Genomic DNA, 26753 nt, shown 5'->3' with positions numbered 1-26753 from the left:
ACCCTTTCAATAATAAATCAAACTAATATTTTCTTTTATCTATAACTCTTTTTGCTTTCCCTTCGCTTCTTTCAATTGTTTTAGGTTCAACAAGTCTTACTTTTACTGATATACCTAATGTGTCTTCAATTGCTTTTGTTATTTTCCTATCAAGATCTTCTAATTTCTTTACTTCATCAGAGAATAGATTTTCTGAAACTTCTACAAGTACTTCAAGTACATCTAAGTTATTTACCCTATCTACAATTAATTGATAATGAGGTGATGTATCTCCTATCTCAAGTAAGACACTTTCAATTTGAGTTGGAAATACATTAACTCCTCTTACAATTATCATATCATCTGTTCTTCCCATAACCTTATTCATTCTAACTAATGTTCTTCCGCATTTGCATTTTTCATAATTTAATGAAGTTATATCTCTTGTTCTATATCTAATGAGAGGTAAACCCTCTTTAGTTACAGTTGTAAAAACAAGCTCACCTATTGAACCTTCGGGCAATACTTCACCAGTTTCTGGATTAATTATTTCAGGTATAAAATGGTCTTCGTTTATATGTAGCCCTTCTTGATATTCACATTCAAAAGATACACCTGGCCCAATAATTTCTGAAAGACCATAAATATCATGTGCTTTTAAATTTAGCTTTAATTCAATCTCTTTTCTCATATTTTCTGACCAAGGTTCAGCTCCAAATACCCCTGATTTTAGCTTTAATTCACTTTTATCTATGCCTAATTCATCAATAGTTTCTGCCAAATATAAGGCATATGAAGGAGTACATGCAATCAAGGTTGTTCCGAAATCAACCATCAGTTGAACCTGCCTTTTTGTATTACCAACTGAAATTGGTATAACAGAAGCACCTATTCTTTCAGCACCATAATGAACTCCTAATCCGCCTGTAAACAAACCATACCCGTAAGCCACTTGAATAAATGAATGTTTATCTGCACCAGCAGCAATTAATGTCCTTGCCATTACTTCAGACCATATAGTCAAATCATTTCTTGTATAACCTACAACTGTTTGTTTACCAGTAGTTCCTGAAGATGCATGAATACGAACAATCTCACTTAACGGTGTTGCAAATAATCCATAAGGATAAGTATCTCTCAAATCTTGTTTTGTTGTAAAAGGTAGCTTTTTTAAATCATCTAAACTTTTAATATCTTCTGGCACAAGGCCATAATCTTGCATCTTATTTCTGTAATGTGGAACATTAAAATAAACCCTTTTTACAGTATCAATTAGTCTCATTGTTTTAATTTGGTTTAACCTTTCTCTATCAGCACACTCAACTGGCTCATTCCAATACTTCACTAATCTCACCTCTTTATATTATAACTCTTTCCCAAAAGAAAATGCTTTTAGATTAATATCAATAAACTTTTCTTTTATATTTCTTTTTATGGCATCTATCCAATCTTGTTCAGAAAAATCGAAATATTTTGAAAAGTATCCCAATAATGCTATATTCATTACCCTTGAAGAATTAAGTTTATTTACAACACTATTCAAATCTACTAATTTATAATTTAAATTTTGTTTTTCTAAAATAGATATTACATCTGGGTATTTCGATATTCCAGATATAACACTCATTGGTGGAATTTCATAATCATTTAATATTAGAACCCCATCATCTTTTAAATAATCAATCCAACGTAGCCCTTCTAATTTTTCAAATGCAAGAATAAAATCTGCTTCATTTTTTTCAATTAATGGAGAATAAATCTTTTCTCCAAATTTAACATATGTTACAACACTTCCTCCACGTTGTGCCATCCCATGAACCTCTGATATTTTTACATCAAATCCTTTTGATAAAAAGACATCACCAAGGATTCTGCTCAAAAGAAGATTTCCTTGTCCTCCTACACCAACAACTAATATACTTTTCGTCATACCAATATCTACTCCTTTGTTATAATAGCACCAAATTTACAAACGCTTTGGCATAAACCACAGCTAAAACAAAGATTTTCATCAATCTTAATAATACCATCTTTATTAGAAATAGCTGGACACCCAATTGATAGACACATTTTGCAATTTTTACATTTTTTATTATCAACTTGTCTTATTTTTTTGTCAATTCTGAATCTTTTGTGTAATCTGCAAGGTGCCTTAGCAATTAAAACAGATACACCTTTTGTTTCCAGAGATTTTTTTATTTTTTCAACATTCTCATTAATATTATATGGGTCTATTACATCAACATTATCTACACCAACTGTTTTACAAAGTTCAACAATATTTAACATATATGTAGGTTCATTTTTAATAGTAAAGCCAGTTGCAGGATGTTCTTGATGCCCAGTCATACCAGTTGTTGAATTATCCAAAATAATCAAAAGTAAATTTGATTTATTATAAACAGCATTAATTAGCCCTGTAATTCCAGAATGTATAAAAGTAGAATCACCTATTACAGCAACAGCCTTTTCATTATTATCAGAAGCTTTATTTATACCATGTGCCATTCCAATACTTGCACCCATGCAAACACATGTATCAATAGCTTCAAATGGCTTTAGGGCTCCTAATGTATAACATCCTATATCACCTGTTGTAATTGTTCCAACCTTTTTAATTGCATAAAAAATACCTCTATGAGGGCAACCAGGACATAATACTGGTGTTCTTATTGGTAATTCAATGCTTAGTTTATCACATTTATTATCCTCAACACCTAATATTACTTTTTTAATTAATTGAGCTGAATATTCTCCACATAAAGGGAAAATATCCTTGCCATGAACATTTGTTATTCCAAGGCTTCTAACATAGTTTTCTATAAATGGATCCAATTCCTCAATAATATATACCTTTTCAAATTTATTACAAAAATCTTTTATTAACTTTTGTGGTAGTGGATTAACAAGCCCCAATTTTAGTATCCATGCATTCGGTATAGCTTCTTTTACATATTGATAGCTTATTCCAGATGTAATAATACCAAAACTTGTATCACCTTTTTCAATTCTATTTAACTCACAATTGTTTGCAAACTCAGATAATAACTTTTCTCTTTCTTCAACAAAAATATGTCTTTTCCTTGCCATTGCAGGCATCATAACATATTTTGAAATGTCTTTTATGTATTCTGATTGATAGTCTTCTCTATCCTCTAACTCTACAATTGATTGAGAATGAGAAACCCTTGTTGTTAATCTTAATATAACTGGTGTATCATACATTTCACTGAGTTTAAAAGCAAATTTAACAAATCTTCTACATTCGTCACTATCAGATGGTTCAACTATAGGAACCTTTGCAGCCTTAGCAATCATTCTTGTATCCTGTTCGTTTTGAGATGAATGCATTCCAGGGTCATCTGCAACTGCTAAAACAAGTCCTTTGTTTATACCTGTATATGAGACTGTAAATAATGGATCTGCTGCAACATTTAAACCAACATGTTTCATACAACTTAATGCTCTTTTCCCATAAATTGATGCACCAATTGCTACTTCAAGTGCAACTTTTTCATTTGGTGCCCATTCAGAATATATATCATCATATTTTGCAATATACTCAGTAATTTCAGTAGAAGGCGTTCCTGGATACGAAGAAACAACTTTAACAGAAGCTTCATAGCATCCACGGGCAACAGCCTCATTTCCAAGCATTAGCTTTTTCAACTTGTCAACCTCCCAAAAATCTTTATTTTTTTCTCAAGTCAATCACTCTTTTCGCCTTACCAACTGTTCTTTCAATGCTTTTTGGCTCTACTAATTTTAGCTTAACATTTAAGCCTAATATTGTATATATTCTATGTTTAATTTTATTTTCTAATTTTTCTAATTCACTATATCTTTCTAATAAACTACCATCTACAAGTTCAACATGTACCTCTATTTCATCTAAAAAGCCCTTTTTATCAACTATAATTTGATATTGAGGGCCAATTCCTTCAATTCCCATTAATACTGATTCAATCTGTGATGGGAATACATTAACACCACGAATAATTAGCATATCATCTGTTCGACCTTTAACAGATGTCATTCTAACACTTGTTCTACCACATTTGCATGGTTCATAAATCAACGAAGTGATATCTCTTGTTCTATATCTAATAAGTGGCATTCCCTCTTTAGTTATTGTTGTTATAACTAATTCACCAGTTTCACCCTCTGGCAAAACTTCACCAGTATCAGGATTAATAATTTCAGGGTAAAAATGGTCTTCATTTATATGTAACCCACATCTATATTCACATTCACCTGATACACCCGGACCTATTATTTCAGAAAGACCATAATTTTCTGTAGCAAATAATCCCCACTTTTTTTCAATTTCTCTTCTCATTTCAACTGTTGAACCTTCTCCACCAAATAATCCCAATTTTAATTTGATATTATTTCTGTCAATTCCTAGCTCAGAAGCAACTTCATCCATATAAAGTGCATATGATGGAGTACAAATTAAAACTGAAGACCCAAAGTCTTGCATTATCATTAACTGTTTTTCTGTGTTTCCACTTGAGATTGGAATTACAGTCGCACCAATCTTTTCAAGGCCATAATGAAGTCCAAAAGCCCCTGTAAAAAGTCCATAACCAAAAGATATTTGTGCAATATCATGTTCTCTAACACCTGCTGCAACAGCAAGTCTAGCAACCGATTCTGTCCAAACATCCATATCATGCTTTGTATATCCTACAACTGTTGGTTTACCAGTAGTTCCAGATGAGGCATGAATTCTTACAATCTTTGATAAGGGAACAGTAAAAAGTCCATATGGATAATTAGTCCTTAAATCATCTTTTGTTGTAAAAGGTAAAAGTGATATGTCTTTTAAAGATTTTATATGAGATGGTTTAACTCCTATCTCATCAAATTTCTTTCGGTAAAAAGGAACAAGTTCATAAACTCTTTCTACCGTTCTTTTTAATCTTTCTAATTGAAGTTCAGCATATTGATTTCGATTAAGCTTTTCATATTCAGACCAAATCATCTATCCTACCATCCTTCCAAAATAATTTATTTATATTATTGTAAATAAAAAAAGCATATTTTTCAAGCAAGAATTATGCATATTAGTTAATATAGCATTTGGTTTTTTTATATTAATTTTTTAAAAAAGTTTTCAAATGTAGAAATGCCAGAAAAGCATCATAGCTTATTCTGGCATTGAATCTGTATAAACTTTTATTTTTTCATCTTCAATATCTATTGTAATAGTGTCTCCATCAGATATTTTACCTTCTATTAAATCACGAGCTAATAATGTTTCGATGTTTTTTTGTATAAATCTTTTTATGGGTCTTGCACCAAAGTTTACATCATATGCATTATCTATAATATATTCAAGTAATTTATCAGTTACATTAATTACAATATCTCTTTGAGAAAGTCTTTCTTGAACTTCATTAATTCTAAGTTTAACAATCTTCTTTAAATCTTCTTTATTAAGTGGTTTAAATATAATTATTTCATCAAGTCTATTTAAAAACTCTGGTCTAAAAAAGCTTTTTAGCTGCTTTTCAATAATATTTTTAGTATTCTCATCAATATCATTATCTTCATAATTATTATTTAATAGAATATCACTTGCTAAATTTGATGTCATTATTATAATAGTATTTTTAAAATCAACTGTTCTTCCTTGTGAATCTGTTAATCTTCCATCATCAAGAATTTGTAAAAGTATATTAAATACATCATGATGAGCCTTTTCAATCTCATCAAAAAGTATTACAGAATATGGTTTTGTTCTAACAGCCTCAGTTAACTGCCCACCTTCATCATATCCAACATATCCGGGTGGAGCTCCAATCAATCTTGAAACAGAATGTTTTTCCATATATTCAGTCATATCAATTCTTATCATGTTGTTTTCAGAATCAAATAATGCTTCTGATAGTGCACGTGCTAACTCTGTTTTACCAACACCTGTTGGTCCTAAGAATAAAAATGAACCTATTGGTTTTTTGGGGTCTTTTATTCCTGCTCTTGCCCTTAAAACTGCTTCTGATACAGCTTTTACAGCAACATCTTGACCTATGACTCGTTTGTGCAATATATTTTCAAGATCAAGAATTTTCTGTTTTTCTGTTTCAAGTATTTTGGATACAGGAATACCTGTCCATCGAGAGATAACTTTTGCAATTTCATCTTCACTAACCTCTTCTTTTAATAATCTATTTTCATTTGGAATTTTCTCAATTTCTTGCTTTTTTAATTCAAGCTGTTTTTCTAAAGAGGTGAGCCTTCCATATTTTAATTCTGACAACCTGTTTAGGTCGTATTCTCTTTCTGCTTTTTCTATATCTAACTTTACCATTTCAATTTCTTCTTTTATATTTTTTAGTGATGTTATTAATTCCTTTTCATATACCCATTGAGCATTGAGTATATTTAATTTATCTTTTAGGTTTGCAATCTCATTATCTACTTCGGCTATTTTATTTTGTTCATTCTCAATTGAAAGAACCTTTTTCTCAATCTCCAACTGCATTATTCTTCTATTTATTTCATCGAGTGGAGCAGGCAAACTATCAATTTCTGTTCTAAGTAAAGCTGCTGCTTCATCAATTAAATCAATTGCTTTATCAGGTAGAAACCTATCAGTTATATATCTATCAGATAACTTTACCGCAGCAATTATTGCACTATCTTTAATTCTTACGCCATGATGAATTTCAAATCTTTCTTTTAAGCCCCTTAAAATTGATATACTATCTTCAATCGATGGAGGATTTACAAGAACAGGTTGAAACCTTCTTTCAAGTGCTGCATCCTTTTCTATATATTTTCTATATTCGTCAATTGTAGTAGCACCAATACAATGTAGCTCTCCTCTTGCTAACATAGGTTTTAATAAGTTACCTGCATCCATTGCCCCTTCAGCTTTTCCGGCACCAACAATATTATGAATCTCATCAATAAACAAAATAATCTTGCCATCAGAATTTTGAACCTCATTTAAAACCGCTTTTAATCTTTCTTCAAACTCTCCTCTATACTTTGCTCCAGCTATTAATGCTCCTAAATCAAGTGCAAAAACTGTCTTATTTTTTAAGCTTTCTGGAACATCACCTTTTATTATGCGTTGAGCAAGACCCTCTACAATAGCAGTCTTTCCAACACCTGGCTCACCAATTAATACAGGATTATTTTTTGTTCTTCTTGATAATATTTGAATAACCCTTCTTATTTCATCATCTCGTCCAATTACCGGGTCAAGTTTACCTAATTTAGCTAATTGTGTTAAATCACGTCCAAATTTTTTTAGACTATCATAGGTATCTTCTGGATTTGGATTTGTAATTCTTTGGTTACCTCTAATTTTATATAACTGATTTAAAAAGTTATCTCTGTTTATATTGTATTTCTTAAAGATTTGTTTTAGAGCTTGAAAATCAAAATCTATAAGTGCTAAATATACATGTTCTACACTAATATATTCATCTTTAAACTTTTTAGCCTCTTCTTCTGCTTTAATCAATACTTCATTAAAATTTCTATTAAAATATATTGATGTAGCACCTGGGCCATATACTACAGGTATTTTCTTAAGTAAAAGTTCAGCATCAGATTTATAATTTTCAACATTTACTCCCATATTAGATAAAATTTTATAAATCAATTGTTCAGGATTTTGAACAAGTGCATAATGTAGATGTTCTATAGAAATTTCTTGATGTTTATACATTACAGCTAAATTTTGGCTATTTATTATTGCTTCTTGTAAGCTTTGTGTAAATCTTTCAATGTTCATTTTCATCACCTCAATAATAAAATTTAGGGAAGGAATTAACCTTCCCTAATATATATTTTATTCTATTTCAATGTTTCTCATATGTGGTTTTGTTGGTTTTTCTTTTGGAAGGACAACTTTTAATATACCATCTTCATATTTTGCCTTAATATCATCTTGCTTTACATTGTCAAGATAGAATGTTCTTTGACAACTTCCATATCTTCTTTCTCTTCTAATAAAGTTTTCTTTTTCTACCTTTTCCTCGTGTTTTACTTCGGCCTTTATTGTAAGCCTATTATCATATAGTTCAATCTTTATGTCGTCCTTTTTAGCACCTGGAATTTCAGCTTCGATAATATACTCTGTTTCTGTTTCTTTTATATCTGTTCTCATAAATTTAGGTCCTTTTTCAAATGGAATTGCTAAATCATCAAACCAGTCATCAAAATCAAAGAACTCTTTTTCAAGCTTTTTCATAATGTCAAATGGCTTTTTGCCAAATGGAGTAATATCTCTTAACATTTTTACCTACCTCCTTTAATTTGACTTTATTTTACTTTGATTTTGACTTTCTTTGACTTTTCAATTATAATTTTAATACTAAATAATAAAAAATCAATATTCAAAATAGGCCAAATATTATTAAAATATATTAAAAATAACGAAAAACTTTATATAATCTATTCATTTCTTAATTTTATATCACTTTTCTCGCTCAGAAGCTTTTGTAGTTCATTTAAAAAAGTATTAATATCCTTAAACTCTCTATATACAGAAGCAAATCTAACATATGATATTTGGTCAAGCTCTTTTAATTTTTCCATTACCATTTCGCCAATCTCTCTTGAAGTTATCTCATCTCTCATTGAATTATATATATCATTCTCAATTTCATCAACTATTTGATTCATTGTTTCAATTGATACTGGTCTTTTTTGACAAGCTTTTATAATACCATTTAGTATTTTCCCTCTGTCATATTCTTCTCTTCTATTATCCTTTTTTATAATAAGTATAGGGGCTTTTTCAATCTTTTCGTATGTTGTAAATCGCTTTTGGCATTTTATACATTCACGTCTACGCTTTATTGTTTTTCCTTCATCTGATGGACGTGAATTTATAACCTTACTATCAATAAATCCACAATAAGGACATCTCATAACTTTATCCCCACTTCACTTTCAAATATTTTTGTACAATTTTTACCGCTTCTTTTTGCTGAATATAATGCAATATCAGCACATTTAATAAGATCCCTAATTGTATTAGCATTATTAGGATATGTCGCAATACCAAAACTAACTGTAACTTTTGTTTGGATAAGATTATCTTCAATAATTTCGTTTTCAATCGCTGTTCTTATTCTTTCTACAACTTTATAGGTATTTTGTGTATCAAGATGATTAAATACAATTATAAATTCTTCTCCACCATAACGGGCTACAATATCATCTTTTCTTAATCTGTCTTTTATTATCCTTACTATTGTCTGTAACACTTTATCACCAAACAAATGACCATAGGTATCATTTAACTTTTTGAAATTATCAACATCAAACATTGCTATACTAATTGGAAAATTACCATCAGAAAGTTCCATTTCTTTTTCAAGTGTTTCAAACAAAAATATTCTGTTGTATGCACCTGTTAAACCATCAACCATTGCCATACTTCTCATTTGTTGATAAAGACTTGAATTTTCTAGTGCAACTGAGATCTGGGCAGCTATTGCCGTTAAAAATCTTAAATTATCATCCGAAAATATATCTTCAAATATTTGTTCCAACAAAATAATTCCATATTTATCAGTTTTTGTAGAGATAGATGCATACATAAAGGATTTAGTTGATCGATTATTTAAGAATTTATATTCCTTTGTATTTGCTTTATTTATAAAACCATTTTCAGAATTTGTTGCTTTTTCTAATAGCCATTTTACTTTGTCCTGCGTAAAGCTTTCTTCTTTTTCAACATCATTTATATTTGTATAAGCAACATATAACTCAGTTTTTTCTTTATTTAATAAAAATATTGTGCTTTTATCAACACCAGTAACACCAATTAAAACATCATTTACAAATCTCAATAATTCTTTTGTGTCCAAAATTTGAGTAATAATTTTACTTATTTCTTGAAGATTATAAAATTCACCTAAAGAAACATTGAGCTTTTTATTATTTTCTCTTAAAAAATTAAGTTCATTTTCTAATTCAATTATTTTTTTATTAAAAGTATTAATTTCTTCGGATAATTTTTGAGTAGATTTTTTGTAATCTTCATTTTCATTTATAATAGATTTAAATAGATTCATTGGTATTTGTTCATGAGTTATAAGTATATAATTTAAAATAATTAATGTTATGATATATAAAATTGTTACAAAAGTTTCTTCTAGGTAATAAATGGGCTTATACACTAGAGCAATAATAATATGCAATACAAAACTAATAATAAAAATAATCAATGATAAAATAGAATATTTCTTTTCTGAAATTGAATAGAACAACAGGAATATAACGGCAAATATATACATCTTATCATACAAATTTAAATATGAAAAATAAAATGTAAAAAGTATTGCTTCTGATATCTTTAAAAAATTATACCATTCCTGAAATAAATCTTTCCTATACTTATTAAGTAACCACCATTTTAATATATTATAAAATATTGAAATAATTAAAAATACAACAACTATGTAAGAATTTGATGAATCATATTTTCTTATATTGTTGTTTATTATAAAATACAGGGAAACTATTATAAATACAAATAAGTTCAAAACAATAAATATCTTTTCAACCTTTATTTTTATATTTATTAACCTTTCATCCATTATTTAGTGCATCCCCTTAAAAATATACTTGAAAGCTTACATTTATAAACTATTCATATTTTCTAAAATATATATATAAAAATTATACAACATAATAATAAAATAATCCATAAAAAAAGCACCCTAAAGCTTTAAGGTGCTTTTTTTATTATTTTATCAAGTCTATTGTTTTTTGATATATTTGATTTGGATCAATTTCTAATCGAGCAACTTTAGTTTTTATAGCTTCTTCAGCTACTGCTTTAGCCACTGCTGGAGCTACTCTTTTATCAAAAGCTTTCGGTAATACGTACTCTTCAGAAAGTGTATCTTCAACAAGTTCTGCTATTGCCTTAGCAGCAGCTATCTTCATTGACTGATTAATCTCTTTTGCCCTAACATCTAAAGCCCCTCTAAAAATACCTGGAAAAGCTAAAACATTATTAACCTGGTTAGGATAATCTGATCTTCCTGTGCAGATTATCCTTGCACCTCCTTCTTTAGCTTCAGTTGGCATTATTTCAGGCACTGGATTTGCCATTGCCATAACAATAGCATCTTTATTCATTGCTTTTATATCTTCTATTTTTAGAACATTTGAAACAGAAAGACCAATAAATACATCAGAACCTTTTATTACATCATGAATTGTTCCTTTTTCTTTATTTAAATTGGTTATTTTAGACATTTCAATTTTATATAAATTCATATCTTCCTTTCGACCTTCATAAATAGCCCCAATTTTATCACATAGTATAATGTTTTTTACACCAAAGCTTAATAGTAGCTTAGTAACTGCAATCCCAGCAGCTCCTGCACCATTTATTACTACCTTAACTTCTGAGATATCTTTATTTACAATTTTTAATGAATTAATTAAAGCAGCAAGAGCAACTACTGCTGTTCCATGCTGATCATCATGAAAAACTGGAATATTTAATTCTTTTTTTAACTTTTCTTCAACTTCAAAGCACAAAGGAGCTCCGATATCTTCTAAATTAATGCCACCAAAGGATGTTTCAATCAATTTAACAGTTTTTACTATTTCATCTGCATCTTTTGAGTTTACACATATCGGAAATGCATCAACTCCGGCAAATTCCTTAAATAATATAGCCTTACCTTCCATTACTGGTAGAGAACCATATACCCCAATATCACCTAAACCTAAAACAGCAGTACCATTTGTAACAACTGCGACCCAATTTCCTTTAGATGTGTAGTCATATATATATTCACTATTCTTAGCTATTTCTTTACACGGTTCAGCAACACCAGGTGTATAATAAATACTTAGATCTGTAGTATCTTTAACACCAACTTTACTCTTTAGAGCAATTTTACCTTTATATTTCTTATGATATTCTAATGCTAATTTTGCATAATCCATTTTTAATCATTCCTTCCATTATAATATGGTAAAATAGAGGATGCATATGGAATAACATATGCTTTAAAATTATCGCCATGTTTTTCTTTAAGATATGAAAATAGGCTTTCTAAGTCATCAATCTTTTTAATGAATATTTTATTAAGCATTTGATTAGGCATATCACTTACAGCAATTATATCAATATCTTTTATTACTGTTGCAAGTGCAGCTGCTTTATGTCCTCCTAATTCAAAGTTTGTTTTTACTCTTTCAATTAAATCATCGGGATTATTTGCTTCATTAATCCAATGTTCGAAAACACCCTCACCATAACCTTCTTGACATGATGCAAATAAAACTATTGTTCCACCTTTTTTAACTACATATTTTGAATTATCTATTGCTTTCTGAGCTTGATATAAGTTTATATCTTTTGGAAAGCCACCACATGATATAAATGCAACATCAGCCAATTTATCTACATTTACCTTATAGAAGCTATCTAAAAACTTACAACCTTCTCTGTGAGCATGTATTGGATGTCCTGTAAAACATCCGATTATATTCTTTTTTTCATCTAAAACCAGATTAATTATAAATTGAACATCTATAAAATTAAGTATTTCGTCAATATCATTTCTAACAGGATTATCAATAATATTACCTGCAATGGCTTTTTTATCTAACATAAGCTTATGATTTTGCTGTATTGCTTTTCTTGTAGATACACCAGGCATCATTGCTTTAAGCCCACCACTGTAACCAGCAAAATAATGAAATTCTATGTTTCCTAAAAGAATTCTTATTTTGGCCTCAACAACATCCTTAAAAAACTCAACTGGAGTGTTATTTTTTGTATATCCAAGGCAAACCACATCATTAGGATCAGAATCAATACATTTATAACTATTATAAATTTCTTCGCCAACCATACTTATAATTTCATCTTCAGTATGTTTTCTGTGACTTCCTAATGCAAATATAATCTTAATATTTTCTTTTGAAACACCATATTGATGTAAATAGTTAAGTAAAATTGGAAGCATAACTTTGTTTGGAAATGGTCTTGTTATATCACTCGTAATAATGGCTATTTTATCATTATTATTCACAATATCTTTAAGGGGCTTTGAACATATTGGATTATCTAATTTTTCCAATATGTCTTTCTCTGTTAATACTTTATTATCTATATCATTCGGTTTAATAAGTCCTAACAAGTTTTTCTCATTTAAATTCAATTCAATTATCTTTTTCCCCATTTTCATCTGAAATGTTTTCATTCTGCAACCCTTCCAAATAATTTATTATATTATGCTCATACCCATTATTAGTGGGATAAAAATACTTTTTATTTATTAATTCGTCTGGAAGATATTGTTGTTTTATATAATTATTTTTATAATCATGTGGATATTTATAACCAATACCATGCCCAATATCTGTTGCTTTTAAATTTGGTGTTCGTAAATGAAATGGAATTGTTTTTATTGGAATATTTCTTACATCTTCTAATGCCTTTTCTATTCCAACAATAGAACTATTACTCTTTGGTGCACAAGCAATATAAAGTGCTGCTTCAGAAAGTATAATTCTTGCCTCGGGGAGCCCTACAAAATCTGCTGCGTAAGCTGCGGCACTTGCAACAACAAGTGCATTAGGATCTGCGAGCCCAACATCTTCTGCTGCACAAATCATTATTCTTCTTGCAATAAATCGAATATCTTCGCCAGAATCAATCATTTTAGCAAGATAATACAAAGTAGCATCAGGATCGGAACCTCTCATACTTTTGATAAAAGCTGATATTGTATCATAATGCATATCGGAATTTGTATCATAAAGGGCTTTTCTATTAAATAATCCTTCTATGCTTTTGATATTAATTACAATTTCATCATTTTCATTTGCTTTAGTTGCATATACAGTTGCTTCAAGAATGTTTAGTGCAGTCCTCGCATCTCCATTTGATAATGTCACAATATAATTAATGCTATCTTCATCTATTTTAATATTAATAAATCCTAATCCTTTTTCTTTATTTGAAATAGCATTATAAAGTATCTTTTTAACTGAATTATTATCTAATGGAAGTAGTTCAAAAACTAATGATCTTGATATCAAAGCCTTATTTACTTCAAAAAATGGATTTTCTGTGGTTGCACCAATAAGAATAATTGTTCCCTCTTCAACTGATGGTAATAATGCATCTTGCTGTTGCTTGTTAAATCTATGAATCTCATCAATAAATAGAATAGTTCTTTGATTATTTGTAACAAGCCTATACTTGGATTCTTCAATAACTTTTTTAATATCAGAGATGCCAGCCAAAGTAGCATTTATTGTTTCAAAATACTTTTTAGTAGTATTAGCAATTGCATAGGCTAATGTGGTTTTCCCTGTTCCTGGTGGGCCATAAAGAATTATAGAACTTAATTTATCTGCCATAATGAGATTATATAACGGTTTTCCTTTACCAAGAATATGATCTTGACCAACAATATCATCAATTGTTTGTGGCCTTAACTTTAATGCTAATGGAGATTCTTTCTTCATTTTTGATTGGCTAGCATAGTTAAACAAATCCATTAATATTCACTTCCATTAGAAACTAAACTCTTTGTAAAGTGGATGTTTATCACATAGGTTTTTAACTCTTTCTTTAATTTCTTTTTCATTTGGGTTATCAGAAAGTGCTAAATTAATTATGTCTGCTACTTCAATAAGATCTTCTTCTGTAAATCCTCTTGTTGTAACAGCAGGTGTTCCAAGTCTAATTCCACTTGTAATCATCGGGCTTTGTTCATCAAATGGTATAGCATTTTTATTGCAAGTTATATTCAATGAGTCTAGTCTCTTTTCGGCGTCTTTACCTGTAATATTTCTATTTCTCAAATCCACTAACATTAGATGATTATCAGTCCCATTACTTACTAATCTAAATCCATTTTCAATAAGCCTTTGACTTAAAGCTTTGGCATTTTTTATAATTTGTTTTTGGTATTCAACAAATTCATCACTTAAAGCCTCTTTAAATGATACTGCCTTTGCTGCTATAACATGTTCAAGTGGACCACCTTGAACACCTGGAAATATTGATTTATCTATTATTTTTGCATATTTTTCTTTACAAAGAATAAGTCCACCTCTTGGCCCCCTTAATGTTTTATGCGTAGTAGTTGTAACAAAATCTGCATATTCAATTGGAGATGGATGTAATTTTGCAGCAACTAATCCAGCAATATGGGCCATATCAACCATAAAATATGCTCCAACTTCATCAGCAATTTCTCTAAACTTTTTAAAATCTATTATTCTTGGATAAGCTGACGCACCTGCCAAAATCAATTTAGGCTTATGTTCTTTAGCTAATTTTAGAAGTTCGTCATAGTCTATTGTTTCTGTATCTTTACTAACTCCATAAGAAACTATATTATATAACTTTCCAGAAAAATTAACTGGACTGCCATGGGTTAAATGTCCACCATGAGCCAAATTCATACCAAGAATTGTATCACCAGGATTTAAAACAGAAAAGAAAACTGCCATATTAGCTTGTGCTCCAGAATGTGGTTGAACATTTGCATGTTCAGCATTAAATAATTTTTTTGCTCTTTCAATTGCTAATGATTCTATTACATCAACATATTCACAACCACCATAATATCTTCTTCCTGGATATCCTTCTGCATATTTATTTGTTAATGGAGATCCCATAGCAGCCATAACTGGAATGCTTACAAAATTTTCTGATGCAATTAACTCAATTTTATTTTGCTGTCTTTGAACTTCATTTTTTATTGCTTCAGCAACCTCTGAATCAATTTGTTTCACATAGTTATAAAAGTACATTAGCTATCTTCCTTTCCGAATATTTTTAAAAAATATTATTTCATTGTTCGACTCTATAATTATACACCAAAATCTGCTTTTTGAATATTATATTTCAATTTTTTATCATCAGTCAATAACTTTGCTCAAATATGTGCTCATAAAAAAATGTTCAAACTAATTTTTAAAAATGATATAATCTTTTTTGTGATTTTATTCAATAAGGTGATAAAATGAAGCCATCAGAGTTATTAGAAATTGCCTTAACAGCAGGTGAAATAATGTTAAGGTATGGAGCTGAAACTTATCGTGTTGAAGATACCATGGTTAGAATATGTAAGAAGGCTAATATAAGATTTGTAGAAAGTTTTGTCATTCCAACAGGTATTGTTGCAACAATAACTGATGAAAATGGTAATTTTATTACTATTTCCAAAAGGATAAAAAATAGAACAATAGACCTAAATAAAATTGCATTAGTAAACCAATTTTCAAGAGATTTTGCAAAAAATGATATCTCTTTTCAAGAAGCACTAAATACACTTAAGAATATCGAAAGTAAGAAAAGCTATAAATTTCTTGAATTATCGCTTTCAGCAGGGCTGGCGTGTTCTTTCTCGACAATTTTATTTAAAGGGTCTTATAAAGATGCAATATCATCATTTATTGTTGGATTTATTAGTCAAAGTGCTATTAATATTTTAAATAAAAAGGGATTTTCCTGGTTTATGACCTACATAATTGGTGGCTTTTTAACAGCACTTGTTGCAAGTATAACTGTTTTTTTTAATCTTGGTGAAAGTTTAGATAAAATAATAATAGGTTCTGTTTTAATTATGACCCCAGGTGTTGCTATTACTAACGCAATTCGAGATACAATTGCAGGCGACCTTTTATCAGGTGTTGCAAGAGCTATAGAAGCTGTTTTGGTTGCTGTATTTATTGCCATTGGAGCAGGAATAGCATTGTTTATTGGAATTAAATTATTAGGAGGAAATCTTTTGTGATTAATTTTTTAGTTCAAGTTATTGCTGCGTGTTTAGCAAGTATCTTTTTTGCAGTATTATACAACGCACCAAAAAGAATATTAATAATTTGCGGGATTAGTGGAGGAATAGGATGGGGGGTTTATCTTTATTTCCTAAATCTCACTAATTCTAATGCTGTTGCCTCTTTTTTTGCTGCTTTAAGCGTTAATATATTAGCCGAGATATTTGCAAGAATATTTAAAGCACCAGTACCACTATTTTTAATACCAGGCATTATCCCTTTTGTACCAGGTGCAGGAACTTATAATACAATGACAGCACTTATAAAAAATCAAACTCAAAAAGCCATTGAAATAGGTACACAAACACTTTTAATTGCTGGTAGCATCGCAGTAGCACTAATGTTTGTTTCTTCGTTTAATAAAATAAGCATTAAAAAAAGGAAGGCATAAACCTTTTATAAAAAGGCTATGCTTTCCTTTCTTTTTGTTCATCATCATTACTATTAAGTGCATCTTTCCTTGATAATGAAACACGTCCTAATTTATCCACACCAATTACTTTTACCAATACTACTTCATCTACTTTCAGAATATCTTCAACACTTTGAACCTTCTTATCATCAAGCTGTGATATATGAAGAAGTCCTTCTTTGCCAGGAAATATTTCAACAAATGCACCATATGGCATTATTTTTGTAACTTTCCCTAGATACATTTGCCCTACTTCTATATCTTTAGCAATTCCTTCAATCATAGAAATTGCCCTTTTACAAGCTTCTGAATCTTGTGATGCAACAAATACCTTTCCGTCTGGCTCAATATCAATTTTTACATTTGTTTCAGCAATTATTTTGTTTATCATTTTTCCACCAGGACCAATTACATCTCTAATTTTATCAGGATCAATTTCGGTTTTAAATATCTTTGGAGCATATTCAGAAAGTCTTTCTCTTGGTTTTGCAATAATTGTCTCCATAAAATCAAGAATTTTATATCTTGCTTCTTTTGCCTGATTTAAAGCTTGCCAGATTATTTCTTTTGTAAGACCATGAATTTTTATATCTAACTGAATAGCTGTAATACCTTCACGAGTTCCTGCAACTTTGAAATCCATATCACCAAAGAAATCTTCTATTCCTTGAATATCTGTCATAGTAATAAATGAACCATCTTCTTTGGTAATTAAACCAACTGATATCCCAGCAACAGGTGCTTTTATTGGAACGCCTGCATCCATTAATGCAAGAGTGCTACCACAAACACTTGCTTGCGAAGTTGAGCCATTAGATGTTAGTACTTCAGATACTAATCTAATTGTATAAGGAAATTGATCTTCAGATGGAATGACTGGCTCTAATGCTCGTTCTGCTAAGGCACCATGTCCAATTTCCCTTCTTCCAGGAGCTCTAATAGGTTTTGCTTCACCTGTTGAATATGGTGGAAAATTATAATGGTGCATATATCTCTTTGATTCTTCTTCTTCAAGACCGTCTAACATTTGCATTTCTCCAACAGCACCTAAGGTGGCAACTGTCATAACTTGAGTAAAGCCACGTTTAAACATAGCAGAACCATGTGTTCTAGGCAGTATACCAACTTCTGCCGCAAGCGGTCTTATTTCATCAATTTTTCTACCATCAGGTCTTTTACCTTCAACACCAATCAAATGTCTTACTATTTTCTTTTCTAAATCATATAATGCTTCGCCTACATCAGATAAATTATCCGGATACTCTTGTTCAAGTGTTTGCAAAATTTCATCTCTTAATTCATCTAATTTTTTATCCCTTTCAATCTTGTCTGCTATTTGAACATAATTGTATACCTTATCGTATGCCAATTCTTTTACTTTTTCCCTTATCTCTTCAGGAATTACTCTTGTAGGATACTGCATTTTGGGTTTACCAATTTCTTTACAAATCTCTTCAATAAAAGTAACTATTTTTGTAATTTCTTCCTGTGCTTTTAAAATAGCTTCATACATTATTTCTTCTGAAACTTCATTTGCTCCTGCTTCAATCATCATAACTTTGTCCTTTGTTCCTGAAACAACCAAATGAAGTTTACTCTTTTCTCTTTGCTTTGCATCAGGATTTACTACAATCTGTCCATTAACATATCCAATTAATACTGAACCAGTTGGTCCAAGAAATGGAATATCTGAAATTGATAATGCTACTGAAGAACCAATCATAGCTAAAATATCTGGTGGATTGTCTGGATCAACTGAAAGAACTGTTGCAATAACCGAAACATCATTATAAAAGTCTTTAGGAAATAATGGTCTTATTGGTCTGTCAATAAGTCTTGCTGAAAGGATAGCTTTTTCTGAAGGTTTCCCTTCTCTTTTGATAAAACCACCTGGTATCTTTCCAACAGAGTAAAGCCTTTCTTCATAATCCACTGTTAAAGGAAAAAAATCAATTCCTTCTCTTGGCTTTTCTGATGCACATGCAGTTACTAATACTGCTGTTTCACCGTATCTTGCAAGAACAGAACCGTTTGCAAGTAATGCATATTTTCCTATCTCAAATGATAATTCTCTTCCTGCAAAATCAATTTTATATATCTTGCTTTCCAAAACATTAACACCCCTTTTTAAAATAATGGAGCGGTAATACCGCTCCTATATATATTTTGTCTTATTTTCTTAAATTTAATTTTTCAATGATAGCTCTGTATCTTTCAATGTCATATTCCTTTAAATAGTTTAGAAGTTTTCTTCTTTGACCTACCATTTTAAGAAGACCTCTTCTTGAGTGGAAGTCTTTCTTATGCATCTGAAGGTGTTCGTTCAATCTATTTATTCTTTCAGTAAGAAGAGCTATTTGAACTTCTGGAGAACCAGTATCACCTTCATGTAATTGGAATTTTTGAATTAATTCTTGCTTTTTTTCTGTAGAAATCATTGTGTTCACCTCCTATTTTATAAATGCCTGTATCATTGTAATAGGTCGGAGTCTCCTAAAACAACGAAAACAGGTTAAATATATCCTAATACAGTATAACAAAAGAATTAATATGAGTAAAGCATTTTTGAAAATTTTATATAGAATTTAAAAATAACTTTTTTACTTCTTTTATATCTTTATTTATTTGCTGTTTTAATAACTCAATATTATCAAATTTAATCTCTTCCCTTATATATTTCAAAAATTCAATTTTAACATCTTTATTATAAAGTTCTTTACTTATATCAAAAATATGGGTTTCTATGTTAATACCACCATCAGAAACAGTTGGATTTTGACCTACATTAGTTATTGAAGGAAATTTAATGTTATCAATAATTGTATATGTAGCATACACTCCATATTTAGGAATAATTTTTTTATTACTAAATGAAATATTAATTGTAGGGAATCCTATTTCTCTTCCTAAAGCTTTACCTTTTTTAACCATTCCAGCAATAAAATAATTATATCCTAACATATTATTAGCAATTTCTATTAACCCAGATTTTATATAATCTCTTATTTTTGTGCTACTTATTATCTGATTATTATAATAAATTGGCTCAATAATTGTACAATCAATTTTTCTTTCATTTAATTTTTCTTTTAAATATTCAGCATTACCAATAGCTCTGTATCCAAAAGTGAAATCATATCCAACAATCACATTTTTAACCCTTAGTTTTTTTATTAATATCTCATCAATAAACTGTTGTGGTGTCATTTTCATTAATTCTTGAGTAAAATCAATGAAAAAAACTATATCAATATTATTTTCGCTAAATAATTCTAATCTTTCCTTTTCGGTTAATATATAATCAATATGACCTTTAATTAATTCATCAGGATGATTTTTAAATGTAAAAATTGCTTTACAGCCTTTTTTTTCTTTTAGTTTATTAATTAAAGCCATATGTCCTATATGAAGACCATCAAAAAAACCAATAGCAACAGAAATATCTTCTTTTGGTGATATTAAGTCATTTAGTATTTGCATAGTATTATCCACCTTTTAATACAAATTTGAAATGCTGGTCTTCTTTCTTGTATATAGCAAGTAATTGCCTTTCTTCACTATATACTGTATATAAACTATTATTGCTCTTTATTTCAATAAAGTTAATATCATCATAAAAAAGTGTGTTTCCATTATTAAGTTTATTTATACTTTTGTTATTTATAATAATTTTGTTAGTTGTTATGCTTTTTAAAGGCATTAATTCTTTATTAAAGTCACTTAGTTTATAAGCATTCTTAACATCAAATACTCCACTTTTTGTTCTTCTTAAAGTAGATAATAAACCAATTGTGCCTAATTTTTTTGCTAATTCCACTGCAAAAGTTCTTATATATGTTCCATGTGAACAGGCAATTGAAATATCTAAATAAGGATAAAAATAATTAATAATCTCAATATTAAATATTGTCATTTCACTTTCAGGAAGATCAATATATTCTTCTTTACGAGCTAATTCATATAATTTTTTGCCGTTTATTTTTTTTGCAGAATATATTGGAACCTTCCAATTATGTGTACCGACTAATTCATTCAAAGCATCTCTAATCTCATTAGTATTATAAATCAAGTTATTCTTATCTATAATCCTTCCTGTTATATCATAGGTATCAGAGTATAAACCGAGTTGAATTTGTGCTTGGTAAGTTTTTTGTGTTGACATCAAATATTGCGATAACTTGGTAGCATTTCCAATTAATATTATTAGCAAACCAGATGCAAAAGGATCAAGAGTACCAGCATGTCCAACTTTTTTTGTTTTAAACTCTTTTCTTATTATATTTACAACATCATGTGAGGTTAGCCCCACAGGTTTATCAATTAATAATATTCCATCCATCTTTCATCACTTTGTATTTTTTCTAAAAGATCCTTTTTGGCATCTTCAATCTTCTTATTAGTTGAATATCCAGCAGCCTTTTCATGCCCTCCACCACCAAAATACTTGGCAATTTTACTAACGTCTAATATATTTTTTGATCTGAGGCTAACTTTTATTTTATCGCTCTCTTCAATAAAAATAGCTGCAATTTCAACTGTATTTATATTTTTTGCAAAATTAATCATATTTTCTGTATCTTCTCTTTTTGCTCCATTTTTACTAAACATCTCACTAGAAACAGTTAAAAATGCAATTTTATTATTATCAAAAAGTTCAATTGTACCTAATACATCTCTTAACAATTTAAATTTATTTAAGCTCATCTCATCATATACTTTATTAGCTATAGTTACAAAATCTATACCCATATTTATCAAGTCACCAGCAATTTGGTGTGTAATTGATGTAGTATTTGAAAATCTAAAACCACCAGTATCAGTAAATAAGGCAGTATAAAGACAAGTTCCAATATCTTTATCAGTATCAATTCCCATTAACTTAACTAATTGATAAATTATTTCTCCAGAAGCTGCAGCAGAAGGGTTTATATAATATAAATCTCCCAACCCAGTACTTGTTGCATGATGGTCAATATTTATAAGTTTTTTATAAGCTTTATCAATATCAAATATACCAGTTCTTTCTAATTCTCCAGTATCTATTAGAACTAATAGTTCAAAAGTTTCTTTTACTTCACGTACAATTTCAATTTCTTCAGTATATGGCAAAAAAGAAAGATTAGCTGGCACATTATCTTTTAATATCATTCTTACATGCTTGCCCTTTTTCTTTAAAGCAATATAAAGGGCAAGCATAGAACCAATGCAATCTCCATCAGGATTTTCATGAGAAGTTATAACTATTTGGCTTGAATCTAAAATCATTTTTATAATCTTATTCTCTATCAAGAGAATCTTCACCTCTATTTTCACTATTGTTATCTTTTGGTATGTTTAGCTTATTTAGTATTTCTGATATTCTTGCACCATATTCAATTGAATCATCTAATTCAAAAGTTATCTCAGAAGTATACCTTAGCTTAATTCTTTTTGCAATTTCTCTCCTTATATAGGGAACCGAATTTCTAAGAGCAAGTAAAGAACTTTGGATATTTTCTGGGTTATTATCAAAAATACTTACATAAATTTTGGCGTATCTTAAATCTTTACTAAGGTTAACTTTAACAATGCTTATTAAACCAACATTAAGTCTTGGGTCTTTAAGTTCATATTGTATTATTTCGCTTATAGCTTTTTTGACTTCTTCTGAAACTCTATCAACTCTATCAAAATGCATCATATCACCCTCTTATCTCTCCACTTTTTGCATTTCAAAAACTTCGATTATATCCCCTTCTTTAATATCATTAAACTTTTCAATTGTTAAACCACATTCATATCCTGCAGCAACTTCACGAACATCTTCTTTGAACCTTTTTAAAGAACCCAATTTACCTTCAAAAACAACAATGCCTTCACGAATAATTCTTGCATTTGCTGTTCTTACTAATTTTCCATCTAAAACATAGCATCCAGCAATTGTTCCAATATTTGAAGCTTTAAATGTTTGTCTTACTTCAGCTCTACCTAAAACCACCTCTTTATATATAGGTTCAAGTAATCCTTTCATAGCAGCTTCAATATCATTAAGTGCCTCATAAATAATTCTGTATAGCCTTATATCTACCTTTTCCCTTTCAGCAAGTTGAGTTGCACCAACTTCTGGTCGAACATTAAATCCAATAATAATTGCATTTGATGCAGATGCCAATATTACGTCAGATTCTGTAACAGCACCAACACCAGCATGTATTACTTTAACGTTAACTTCCTCATTACTTAATTTCTCAATAGAACTTTTCAATGCTTCAACAGAACCTTGAACATCTGCTTTTATTATAATCTTAAGCTCCTTTAACTGGCCTTTTTGAATTCTCTCAAATAGTTCATCCAAAGAAACCTTTGAAGAAGAAATAATTTTTTCCTCTTTAACTTTATCCTTTCTCATCTGTTCAATTATCTTTGCAGTTTTTTCGTCTTTAACGCAGAATAATTCATCTCCAGCCTCTGGTACTTCTTCAAGCCCTAATATCTCAACTGCAAATGATGGACCAGCTTCTTTTATTCTATTGCCTTTATCATCAATCATTGCTCTGATTTTACCCCATGTTTTCCCTGCTATTACATAATTGCCTACTCTTAATGTACCTTTTTGAACTAATATTGTAGCAACAGGGCCTCTACCTTTATCAAGTTTTGCCTCAATAACTATACCCTTAGCAAGCCTGTCTGGATTTGCTTTTAATTCTAACATATCAGCAACCAAAAGTATCATTTCAAGGAGATGATCAATACCCATCTTCTTTTTAGCAGAAACATTTACAAATACTGTATCTCCACCCCATTCTTCAGGAATAAGGCCATATTCACTTAATTGTTGCTTTACCCTGTCTGGATTTGCCTCTGGTTTATCAATTTTATTGACAGCAACAATTATTGATACATTTGCAGCTTTAGCATGGTTTATTGCTTCTATTGTTTGTGGCATAACGCCATCGTCAGCAGCAACAACTAAAATAGCAATATCTGTTACTTGTGCACCTCTTGCTCTCATTGCTGTAAATGCTTCATGTCCTGGAGTATCTAAAAATGTTATTTTCCTTCCATTTATTTCAACAATTGATGCACCTATATGCTGAGTAATTCCACCGGCTTCTCTTTCTGTAACATTTGTCTTTCTTATTGCATCTAATAAAGATGTTTTGCCATGATCAACATGTCCCATTACAACAACTACCGGCGGTCTTGGTTGTAATGATTCTGGTGGATCCTCAAAATCTTCTATTAGTATTTCCTCTTCTGTTTTGATTATTTCTTTTTCAACCTTTATACCAAAATCCTCAGCAATTAATGAAGCTGTATCAAAATCAATCTCTTGATTTATGTTTGCCATTATCCCTAACATTATAAGTTTTTTCAAAACCTCAGAATTTGGCCGTTGAATTCTTGAAGCTAATTCAGATACAGTAATAGACTCTGGTATTAATACCTTTTCAACTTTTTTTTCTTGATTTTTTTGATTTTGTAACTTTATTAAGTCTTTTTGTTCTTTTGATTCTTTCTTTATTTTTTCCTTCTTTCCTTTTCTTACATGTTTTTCTTGTAAATATTCTTCTTCTAGTAATTCCTTTTCAACTTCTTGATCAATTTTTTCAAGTTCTTCTTTGTTTACAATTATGTCTTCATTAATACGACTATCTTCAATAACAAATTGTTTTTTAGGTTTGATTTTCTTTTCTTCTTTTATATTTTCAGATTTATCTTTTTGTTGCTGCTTTTTTTGAGTTTGAAGATTTTGATTTCTACTAAATTGTTCTTGTCTTCTATTATCAAATGTTCTATTTTCTTTATTATATCCTTCTTTTTCTGTCCTTAGCTCATTATTTTTTGTTGCTCTATTTTTTGCATCTAAATTATCTCGTCTATTTTGTTGATTTTTTCTCTCTTTATTATCTTTGTCAATGTTTCTATTTTGTTGATTGTCAAATCTTTTAAAATCATCTCTTGCTTTATTTTCTCTATTTTCAATTCTTGGCTTTTCTCTTCTGTCATCAGTTCTTTCAGTTTGTCTTCTTTGCATGTTTTCTTTTTCTTTTTCTTGAATTAAATATTCAAAAACCAAATTGACATCCCTATCTTCTAACGCACTCATATGATTCTTAAACTCAATATTCATATTTGTTAGTAATTCCATTAATTCTTTATTTGAGATCTCTAATGATTTTGCAAGTTCATATATTCTAATTTTTGTAGTCATTCAGTCACCCCCATATTTTTTTGATTTATATACTCACGAATCTGACTACATAATTCTGGTTTTAATGTTACGTTAAGTAACTTTTCAATCCTTTTGGATCTGAAAGCTTTATCAACACAATTAATATCTTCACAGATATAAAGACCTCGACCAGAAAGTTTACCTATCTTGTCAAATAAAACATCATTATTACTTGTCTTAACAATTCTTAATAGTGCAGATTTAGGTAAATTCTTACCACATATAACACATTTTCGCATGGGTACATGCTTTATCAAATTAACGCACCCCTTATTTCCCTTTTATATCAATTTTCCAACCGGTTAATTTTGCGGATAGTCTGGCATTTTGTCCACCTTTACCAATTGCTAATGATAGTTGTTCATTTGGAACTAATACAAATGCTTTCTTTTCTTCATAATTTACATCAATATGAACAACCTCTGCAGGACTTAATGCATTTTTTATAAATTCTGCTGGATCATCATGATATTTAACTATATCAATCTTCTCACCATTTAGTTGACTTAATACCTTTTGTATTCTAAGGCCTTTTTCTCCTATACATGCACCGATTGGATCAATACGTGAACTGTTTGAATAAACAGCAACCTTTGTTCTTGAACCAGCTTCTCTTGCTATGGCCTTTATTTCAATAATTCCTTCTTGAATTTCAGGAACAACACTCTCTATTAACTTTTTAACAAAATTCGGATGCGTTCTAGAAACATAAACAACAACCTCTTTTTGAGATATCTTAACTTCTACAAGATAAAATTTCATCATTGTTCCTGGAATATATTGTTCATCTGGGATTTGTTCATCTACAGGTAATATAGCATCTATCTTTCCGTCATCTAATTCAACAACCACATTTTTCTTTTCTATTTTTTGAATAAGCCCTGTAACAATTGTATCTTTCTTTTCGAAATATTCTCTATATGTTTTTGTTCTCTTAGCTTCACGAATTTTTCCAACAACTGCTTGCCTAACACTGCTTGCTGTTTTTCTACTAAATTCGTTAGGACTGATTTCAAAACCAACCATATCACCTATTTGATATCTCTTATCAATATTTTGAGCCTCTTCAAGTGATATTTCAAATCTACTGTCTTTAGGATTTTCTGATACTTTTTTGTATTCAATAATTTTTATCTCTGATTCTTCAGGATTTATTACTACTTTTATATTTGGAACAGTCTTATCTTTTATATTTCTAACTTGTTTATATGCTGTAATCATAGCACTTTCAAGGACTGAGAAAATATACTCCCTATCAATATTATACTCCTTTTCAAGCTCATTAATAGCATGAAATAACTCCTTTGTCTGATCCTTTCTAAACATTTTGTAAATACCCCC

23 protein-coding genes are annotated in these 26753 nt (G+C 29.7%); 2 read left to right on the top strand and 21 right to left on the bottom strand.

All coding sequences use genetic code 11. The features are described 5' to 3' along the window. Positions 1 to 22: 22 nt before the first annotated feature. From ACAG39_01080 to glyA, 12 genes are all read right to left on the bottom strand, one after another. A complete protein-coding gene (locus tag ACAG39_01080) occupies positions 23 to 1324 on the bottom strand; it encodes a phenylacetate--CoA ligase family protein (protein MEZ0535820.1) in 1302 nt (433 codons plus the stop codon). 18 nt (positions 1325 to 1342) lie between these two features. After that, positions 1343 to 1909, bottom strand: coding sequence for an indolepyruvate oxidoreductase subunit beta (locus ACAG39_01075; protein MEZ0535819.1), 567 nt, complete (start codon positions 1907 to 1909; stop codon positions 1343 to 1345). An 8-nt stretch (positions 1910 to 1917) separates the two neighbouring features. After that, entirely contained in the window at positions 1918 to 3648 is a 1731-nt protein-coding gene (gene iorA, locus ACAG39_01070; protein MEZ0535818.1) for an indolepyruvate ferredoxin oxidoreductase subunit alpha, read from the bottom strand. A 22-nt stretch (positions 3649 to 3670) separates the two neighbouring features. After that, positions 3671 to 4966 carry a phenylacetate--CoA ligase family protein gene (locus ACAG39_01065; protein ID MEZ0535817.1) on the bottom strand — a complete coding sequence of 432 codons (1296 nt, stop codon included), beginning with the start codon at positions 4964 to 4966 and terminating at the stop codon, positions 3671 to 3673. A gap of 165 nt (positions 4967 to 5131) precedes the next feature. Continuing rightward, the gene (clpB, locus tag ACAG39_01060) at positions 5132 to 7732 is read right to left on the bottom strand and encodes an ATP-dependent chaperone ClpB (GenBank protein MEZ0535816.1); all 2601 of its coding nucleotides are present in this window, start codon (positions 7730 to 7732) and stop codon (positions 5132 to 5134) included. Positions 7733 to 7789: 57 nt separating this feature from the next. Further along, entirely contained in the window at positions 7790 to 8236 is a 447-nt protein-coding gene (locus ACAG39_01055) for an Hsp20/alpha crystallin family protein (protein ID MEZ0535815.1), read from the bottom strand. Between the two features lie 158 nt (positions 8237 to 8394). Further along, on the bottom strand, positions 8395 to 8874 hold the full coding sequence (gene nrdR, locus ACAG39_01050) for a transcriptional regulator NrdR (protein ID MEZ0535814.1): 480 nt from the start codon (positions 8872 to 8874) through the stop codon (positions 8395 to 8397). Further along, positions 8871 to 10550, bottom strand: a complete 1680-nt coding sequence (locus tag ACAG39_01045; protein ID MEZ0535813.1) for a diguanylate cyclase — start codon at positions 10548 to 10550, stop codon at positions 8871 to 8873. The genes nrdR and ACAG39_01045 overlap by 4 nt, the downstream gene beginning before the upstream one ends. 148 nt (positions 10551 to 10698) lie before the next feature. Beyond that, positions 10699 to 11919, bottom strand: coding sequence for an NADP-dependent malic enzyme (locus tag ACAG39_01040; GenBank protein ID MEZ0535812.1), 1221 nt, complete (start codon positions 11917 to 11919; stop codon positions 10699 to 10701). Between the two features lie 2 nt (positions 11920 to 11921). After that, entirely contained in the window at positions 11922 to 13184 is a 1263-nt protein-coding gene (larA, locus tag ACAG39_01035; protein MEZ0535811.1) for a nickel-dependent lactate racemase, read from the bottom strand. Beyond that, positions 13144 to 14490 (bottom strand): replication-associated recombination protein A, encoded by a 1347-nt coding sequence (locus ACAG39_01030; protein MEZ0535810.1) that lies wholly within the window; start codon positions 14488 to 14490, stop codon positions 13144 to 13146. The genes larA and ACAG39_01030 overlap by 41 nt, the downstream gene beginning before the upstream one ends. Positions 14491 to 14505: 15 nt before the next feature. Next, complete coding sequence (gene glyA / locus ACAG39_01025; GenBank protein ID MEZ0535809.1) at positions 14506 to 15753, bottom strand: serine hydroxymethyltransferase; 1248 nt, start codon at positions 15751 to 15753, stop codon at positions 14506 to 14508. Positions 15754 to 15965: 212 nt separating this feature from the next. Here glyA and ACAG39_01020 point away from each other — a divergent pair, with 212 nt between their 5' ends. Both ACAG39_01020 and ACAG39_01015 read left to right on the top strand, forming a co-directional pair. Further along, the gene (locus ACAG39_01020; GenBank protein ID MEZ0535808.1) at positions 15966 to 16739 is read left to right on the top strand and encodes a threonine/serine exporter ThrE family protein; all 774 of its coding nucleotides are present in this window, start codon (positions 15966 to 15968) and stop codon (positions 16737 to 16739) included. Beyond that, a complete protein-coding gene (locus ACAG39_01015; protein MEZ0535807.1) occupies positions 16736 to 17173 on the top strand; it encodes a threonine/serine exporter family protein in 438 nt (145 codons plus the stop codon). The genes ACAG39_01020 and ACAG39_01015 overlap by 4 nt, the downstream gene beginning before the upstream one ends. 16 nt (positions 17174 to 17189) lie before the next feature. Here ACAG39_01015 and ACAG39_01010 read toward each other — a convergent pair whose 3' ends face one another. The 9 genes from ACAG39_01010 to nusA form a co-directional block, all read right to left on the bottom strand. Continuing rightward, positions 17190 to 19304, bottom strand: coding sequence for a polyribonucleotide nucleotidyltransferase (locus tag ACAG39_01010; protein ID MEZ0535806.1), 2115 nt, complete (start codon positions 19302 to 19304; stop codon positions 17190 to 17192). Between the two features lie 61 nt (positions 19305 to 19365). After that, positions 19366 to 19632 carry a 30S ribosomal protein S15 gene (rpsO, locus tag ACAG39_01005; GenBank protein MEZ0535805.1) on the bottom strand — a complete coding sequence of 89 codons (267 nt, stop codon included), beginning with the start codon at positions 19630 to 19632 and terminating at the stop codon, positions 19366 to 19368. Between the two features lie 136 nt (positions 19633 to 19768). Next, positions 19769 to 20674 carry a bifunctional riboflavin kinase/FAD synthetase gene (locus tag ACAG39_01000; protein ID MEZ0535804.1) on the bottom strand — a complete coding sequence of 302 codons (906 nt, stop codon included), beginning with the start codon at positions 20672 to 20674 and terminating at the stop codon, positions 19769 to 19771. A 4-nt stretch (positions 20675 to 20678) separates the two neighbouring features. Continuing rightward, positions 20679 to 21533 carry a tRNA pseudouridine(55) synthase TruB gene (gene truB, locus ACAG39_00995; protein ID MEZ0535803.1) on the bottom strand — a complete coding sequence of 285 codons (855 nt, stop codon included), beginning with the start codon at positions 21531 to 21533 and terminating at the stop codon, positions 20679 to 20681. After that, complete coding sequence (locus ACAG39_00990) at positions 21515 to 22483, bottom strand: bifunctional oligoribonuclease/PAP phosphatase NrnA (protein ID MEZ0535802.1); 969 nt, start codon at positions 22481 to 22483, stop codon at positions 21515 to 21517. Before ACAG39_00990 ends, truB begins: the two co-directional genes overlap by 19 nt. Beyond that, complete coding sequence (rbfA, locus tag ACAG39_00985) at positions 22470 to 22871, bottom strand: 30S ribosome-binding factor RbfA (protein ID MEZ0535801.1); 402 nt, start codon at positions 22869 to 22871, stop codon at positions 22470 to 22472. The genes ACAG39_00990 and rbfA overlap by 14 nt, the downstream gene beginning before the upstream one ends. 12 nt (positions 22872 to 22883) lie before the next feature. Then, positions 22884 to 25391, bottom strand: a complete 2508-nt coding sequence (infB, locus tag ACAG39_00980) for a translation initiation factor IF-2 (protein ID MEZ0535800.1) — start codon at positions 25389 to 25391, stop codon at positions 22884 to 22886. Beyond that, complete coding sequence (gene rnpM / locus ACAG39_00975; GenBank protein ID MEZ0535799.1) at positions 25388 to 25669, bottom strand: RNase P modulator RnpM; 282 nt, start codon at positions 25667 to 25669, stop codon at positions 25388 to 25390. Before rnpM ends, infB begins: the two co-directional genes overlap by 4 nt. A 13-nt stretch (positions 25670 to 25682) precedes the next feature. After that, positions 25683 to 26738 (bottom strand): transcription termination factor NusA, encoded by a 1056-nt coding sequence (gene nusA / locus ACAG39_00970; protein MEZ0535798.1) that lies wholly within the window; start codon positions 26736 to 26738, stop codon positions 25683 to 25685. Positions 26739 to 26753 lie beyond the last annotated feature (15 nt).

Source organism: Caldicellulosiruptoraceae bacterium PP1 (genome assembly GCA_041320695.1).
Taxonomy (GTDB): Bacteria; Bacillota; Thermoanaerobacteria; order Caldicellulosiruptorales; family Caldicellulosiruptoraceae; genus JBGGOQ01.
The sequence above is the reverse complement of the archived record's forward strand: the minus strand, read 5'-3'. Positions and strand labels throughout refer to the sequence as shown.

What these genes read in the sequence shown, in the direction of transcription:
- ACAG39_01075 (MEZ0535819.1), bottom strand. Translation starts at nt 1,909, where the DNA reads ATGACGAAAAGTATATTAGTTGTTGGTGTAGGAGGACAAGGAAATCTT.
- ACAG39_01065 (MEZ0535817.1), bottom strand. Translation starts at nt 4,966, where the DNA reads ATGATTTGGTCTGAATATGAAAAGCTTAATCGAAATCAATATGCTGAA.
- clpB (MEZ0535816.1), bottom strand. Translation starts at nt 7,732, where the DNA reads ATGAACATTGAAAGATTTACACAAAGCTTACAAGAAGCAATAATAAAT.
- ACAG39_01055 (MEZ0535815.1), bottom strand. Translation starts at nt 8,236, where the DNA reads ATGTTAAGAGATATTACTCCATTTGGCAAAAAGCCATTTGACATTATG.
- nrdR (MEZ0535814.1), bottom strand. Translation starts at nt 8,874, where the DNA reads ATGAGATGTCCTTATTGTGGATTTATTGATAGTAAGGTTATAAATTCA.
- ACAG39_01045 (MEZ0535813.1), bottom strand. Translation starts at nt 10,550, where the DNA reads ATGGATGAAAGGTTAATAAATATAAAAATAAAGGTTGAAAAGATATTT.
- ACAG39_01040 (MEZ0535812.1), bottom strand. Translation starts at nt 11,919, where the DNA reads ATGGATTATGCAAAATTAGCATTAGAATATCATAAGAAATATAAAGGT.
- larA (MEZ0535811.1), bottom strand. Translation starts at nt 13,184, where the DNA reads ATGAAAACATTTCAGATGAAAATGGGGAAAAAGATAATTGAATTGAAT.
- ACAG39_01030 (MEZ0535810.1), bottom strand. Translation starts at nt 14,490, where the DNA reads ATGGATTTGTTTAACTATGCTAGCCAATCAAAAATGAAGAAAGAATCT.
- glyA (MEZ0535809.1), bottom strand. Translation starts at nt 15,753, where the DNA reads ATGTACTTTTATAACTATGTGAAACAAATTGATTCAGAGGTTGCTGAA.
- ACAG39_01020 (MEZ0535808.1), top strand. Translation starts at nt 15,966, where the DNA reads ATGAAGCCATCAGAGTTATTAGAAATTGCCTTAACAGCAGGTGAAATA.
- rpsO (MEZ0535805.1), bottom strand. Translation starts at nt 19,632, where the DNA reads ATGATTTCTACAGAAAAAAAGCAAGAATTAATTCAAAAATTCCAATTA.
- ACAG39_01000 (MEZ0535804.1), bottom strand. Translation starts at nt 20,674, where the DNA reads ATGCAAATACTAAATGACTTAATATCACCAAAAGAAGATATTTCTGTT.
- truB (MEZ0535803.1), bottom strand. Translation starts at nt 21,533, where the DNA reads ATGGATGGAATATTATTAATTGATAAACCTGTGGGGCTAACCTCACAT.
- rbfA (MEZ0535801.1), bottom strand. Translation starts at nt 22,871, where the DNA reads ATGCATTTTGATAGAGTTGATAGAGTTTCAGAAGAAGTCAAAAAAGCT.
- infB (MEZ0535800.1), bottom strand. Translation starts at nt 25,391, where the DNA reads ATGACTACAAAAATTAGAATATATGAACTTGCAAAATCATTAGAGATC.
- nusA (MEZ0535798.1), bottom strand. Translation starts at nt 26,738, where the DNA reads ATGTTTAGAAAGGATCAGACAAAGGAGTTATTTCATGCTATTAATGAG.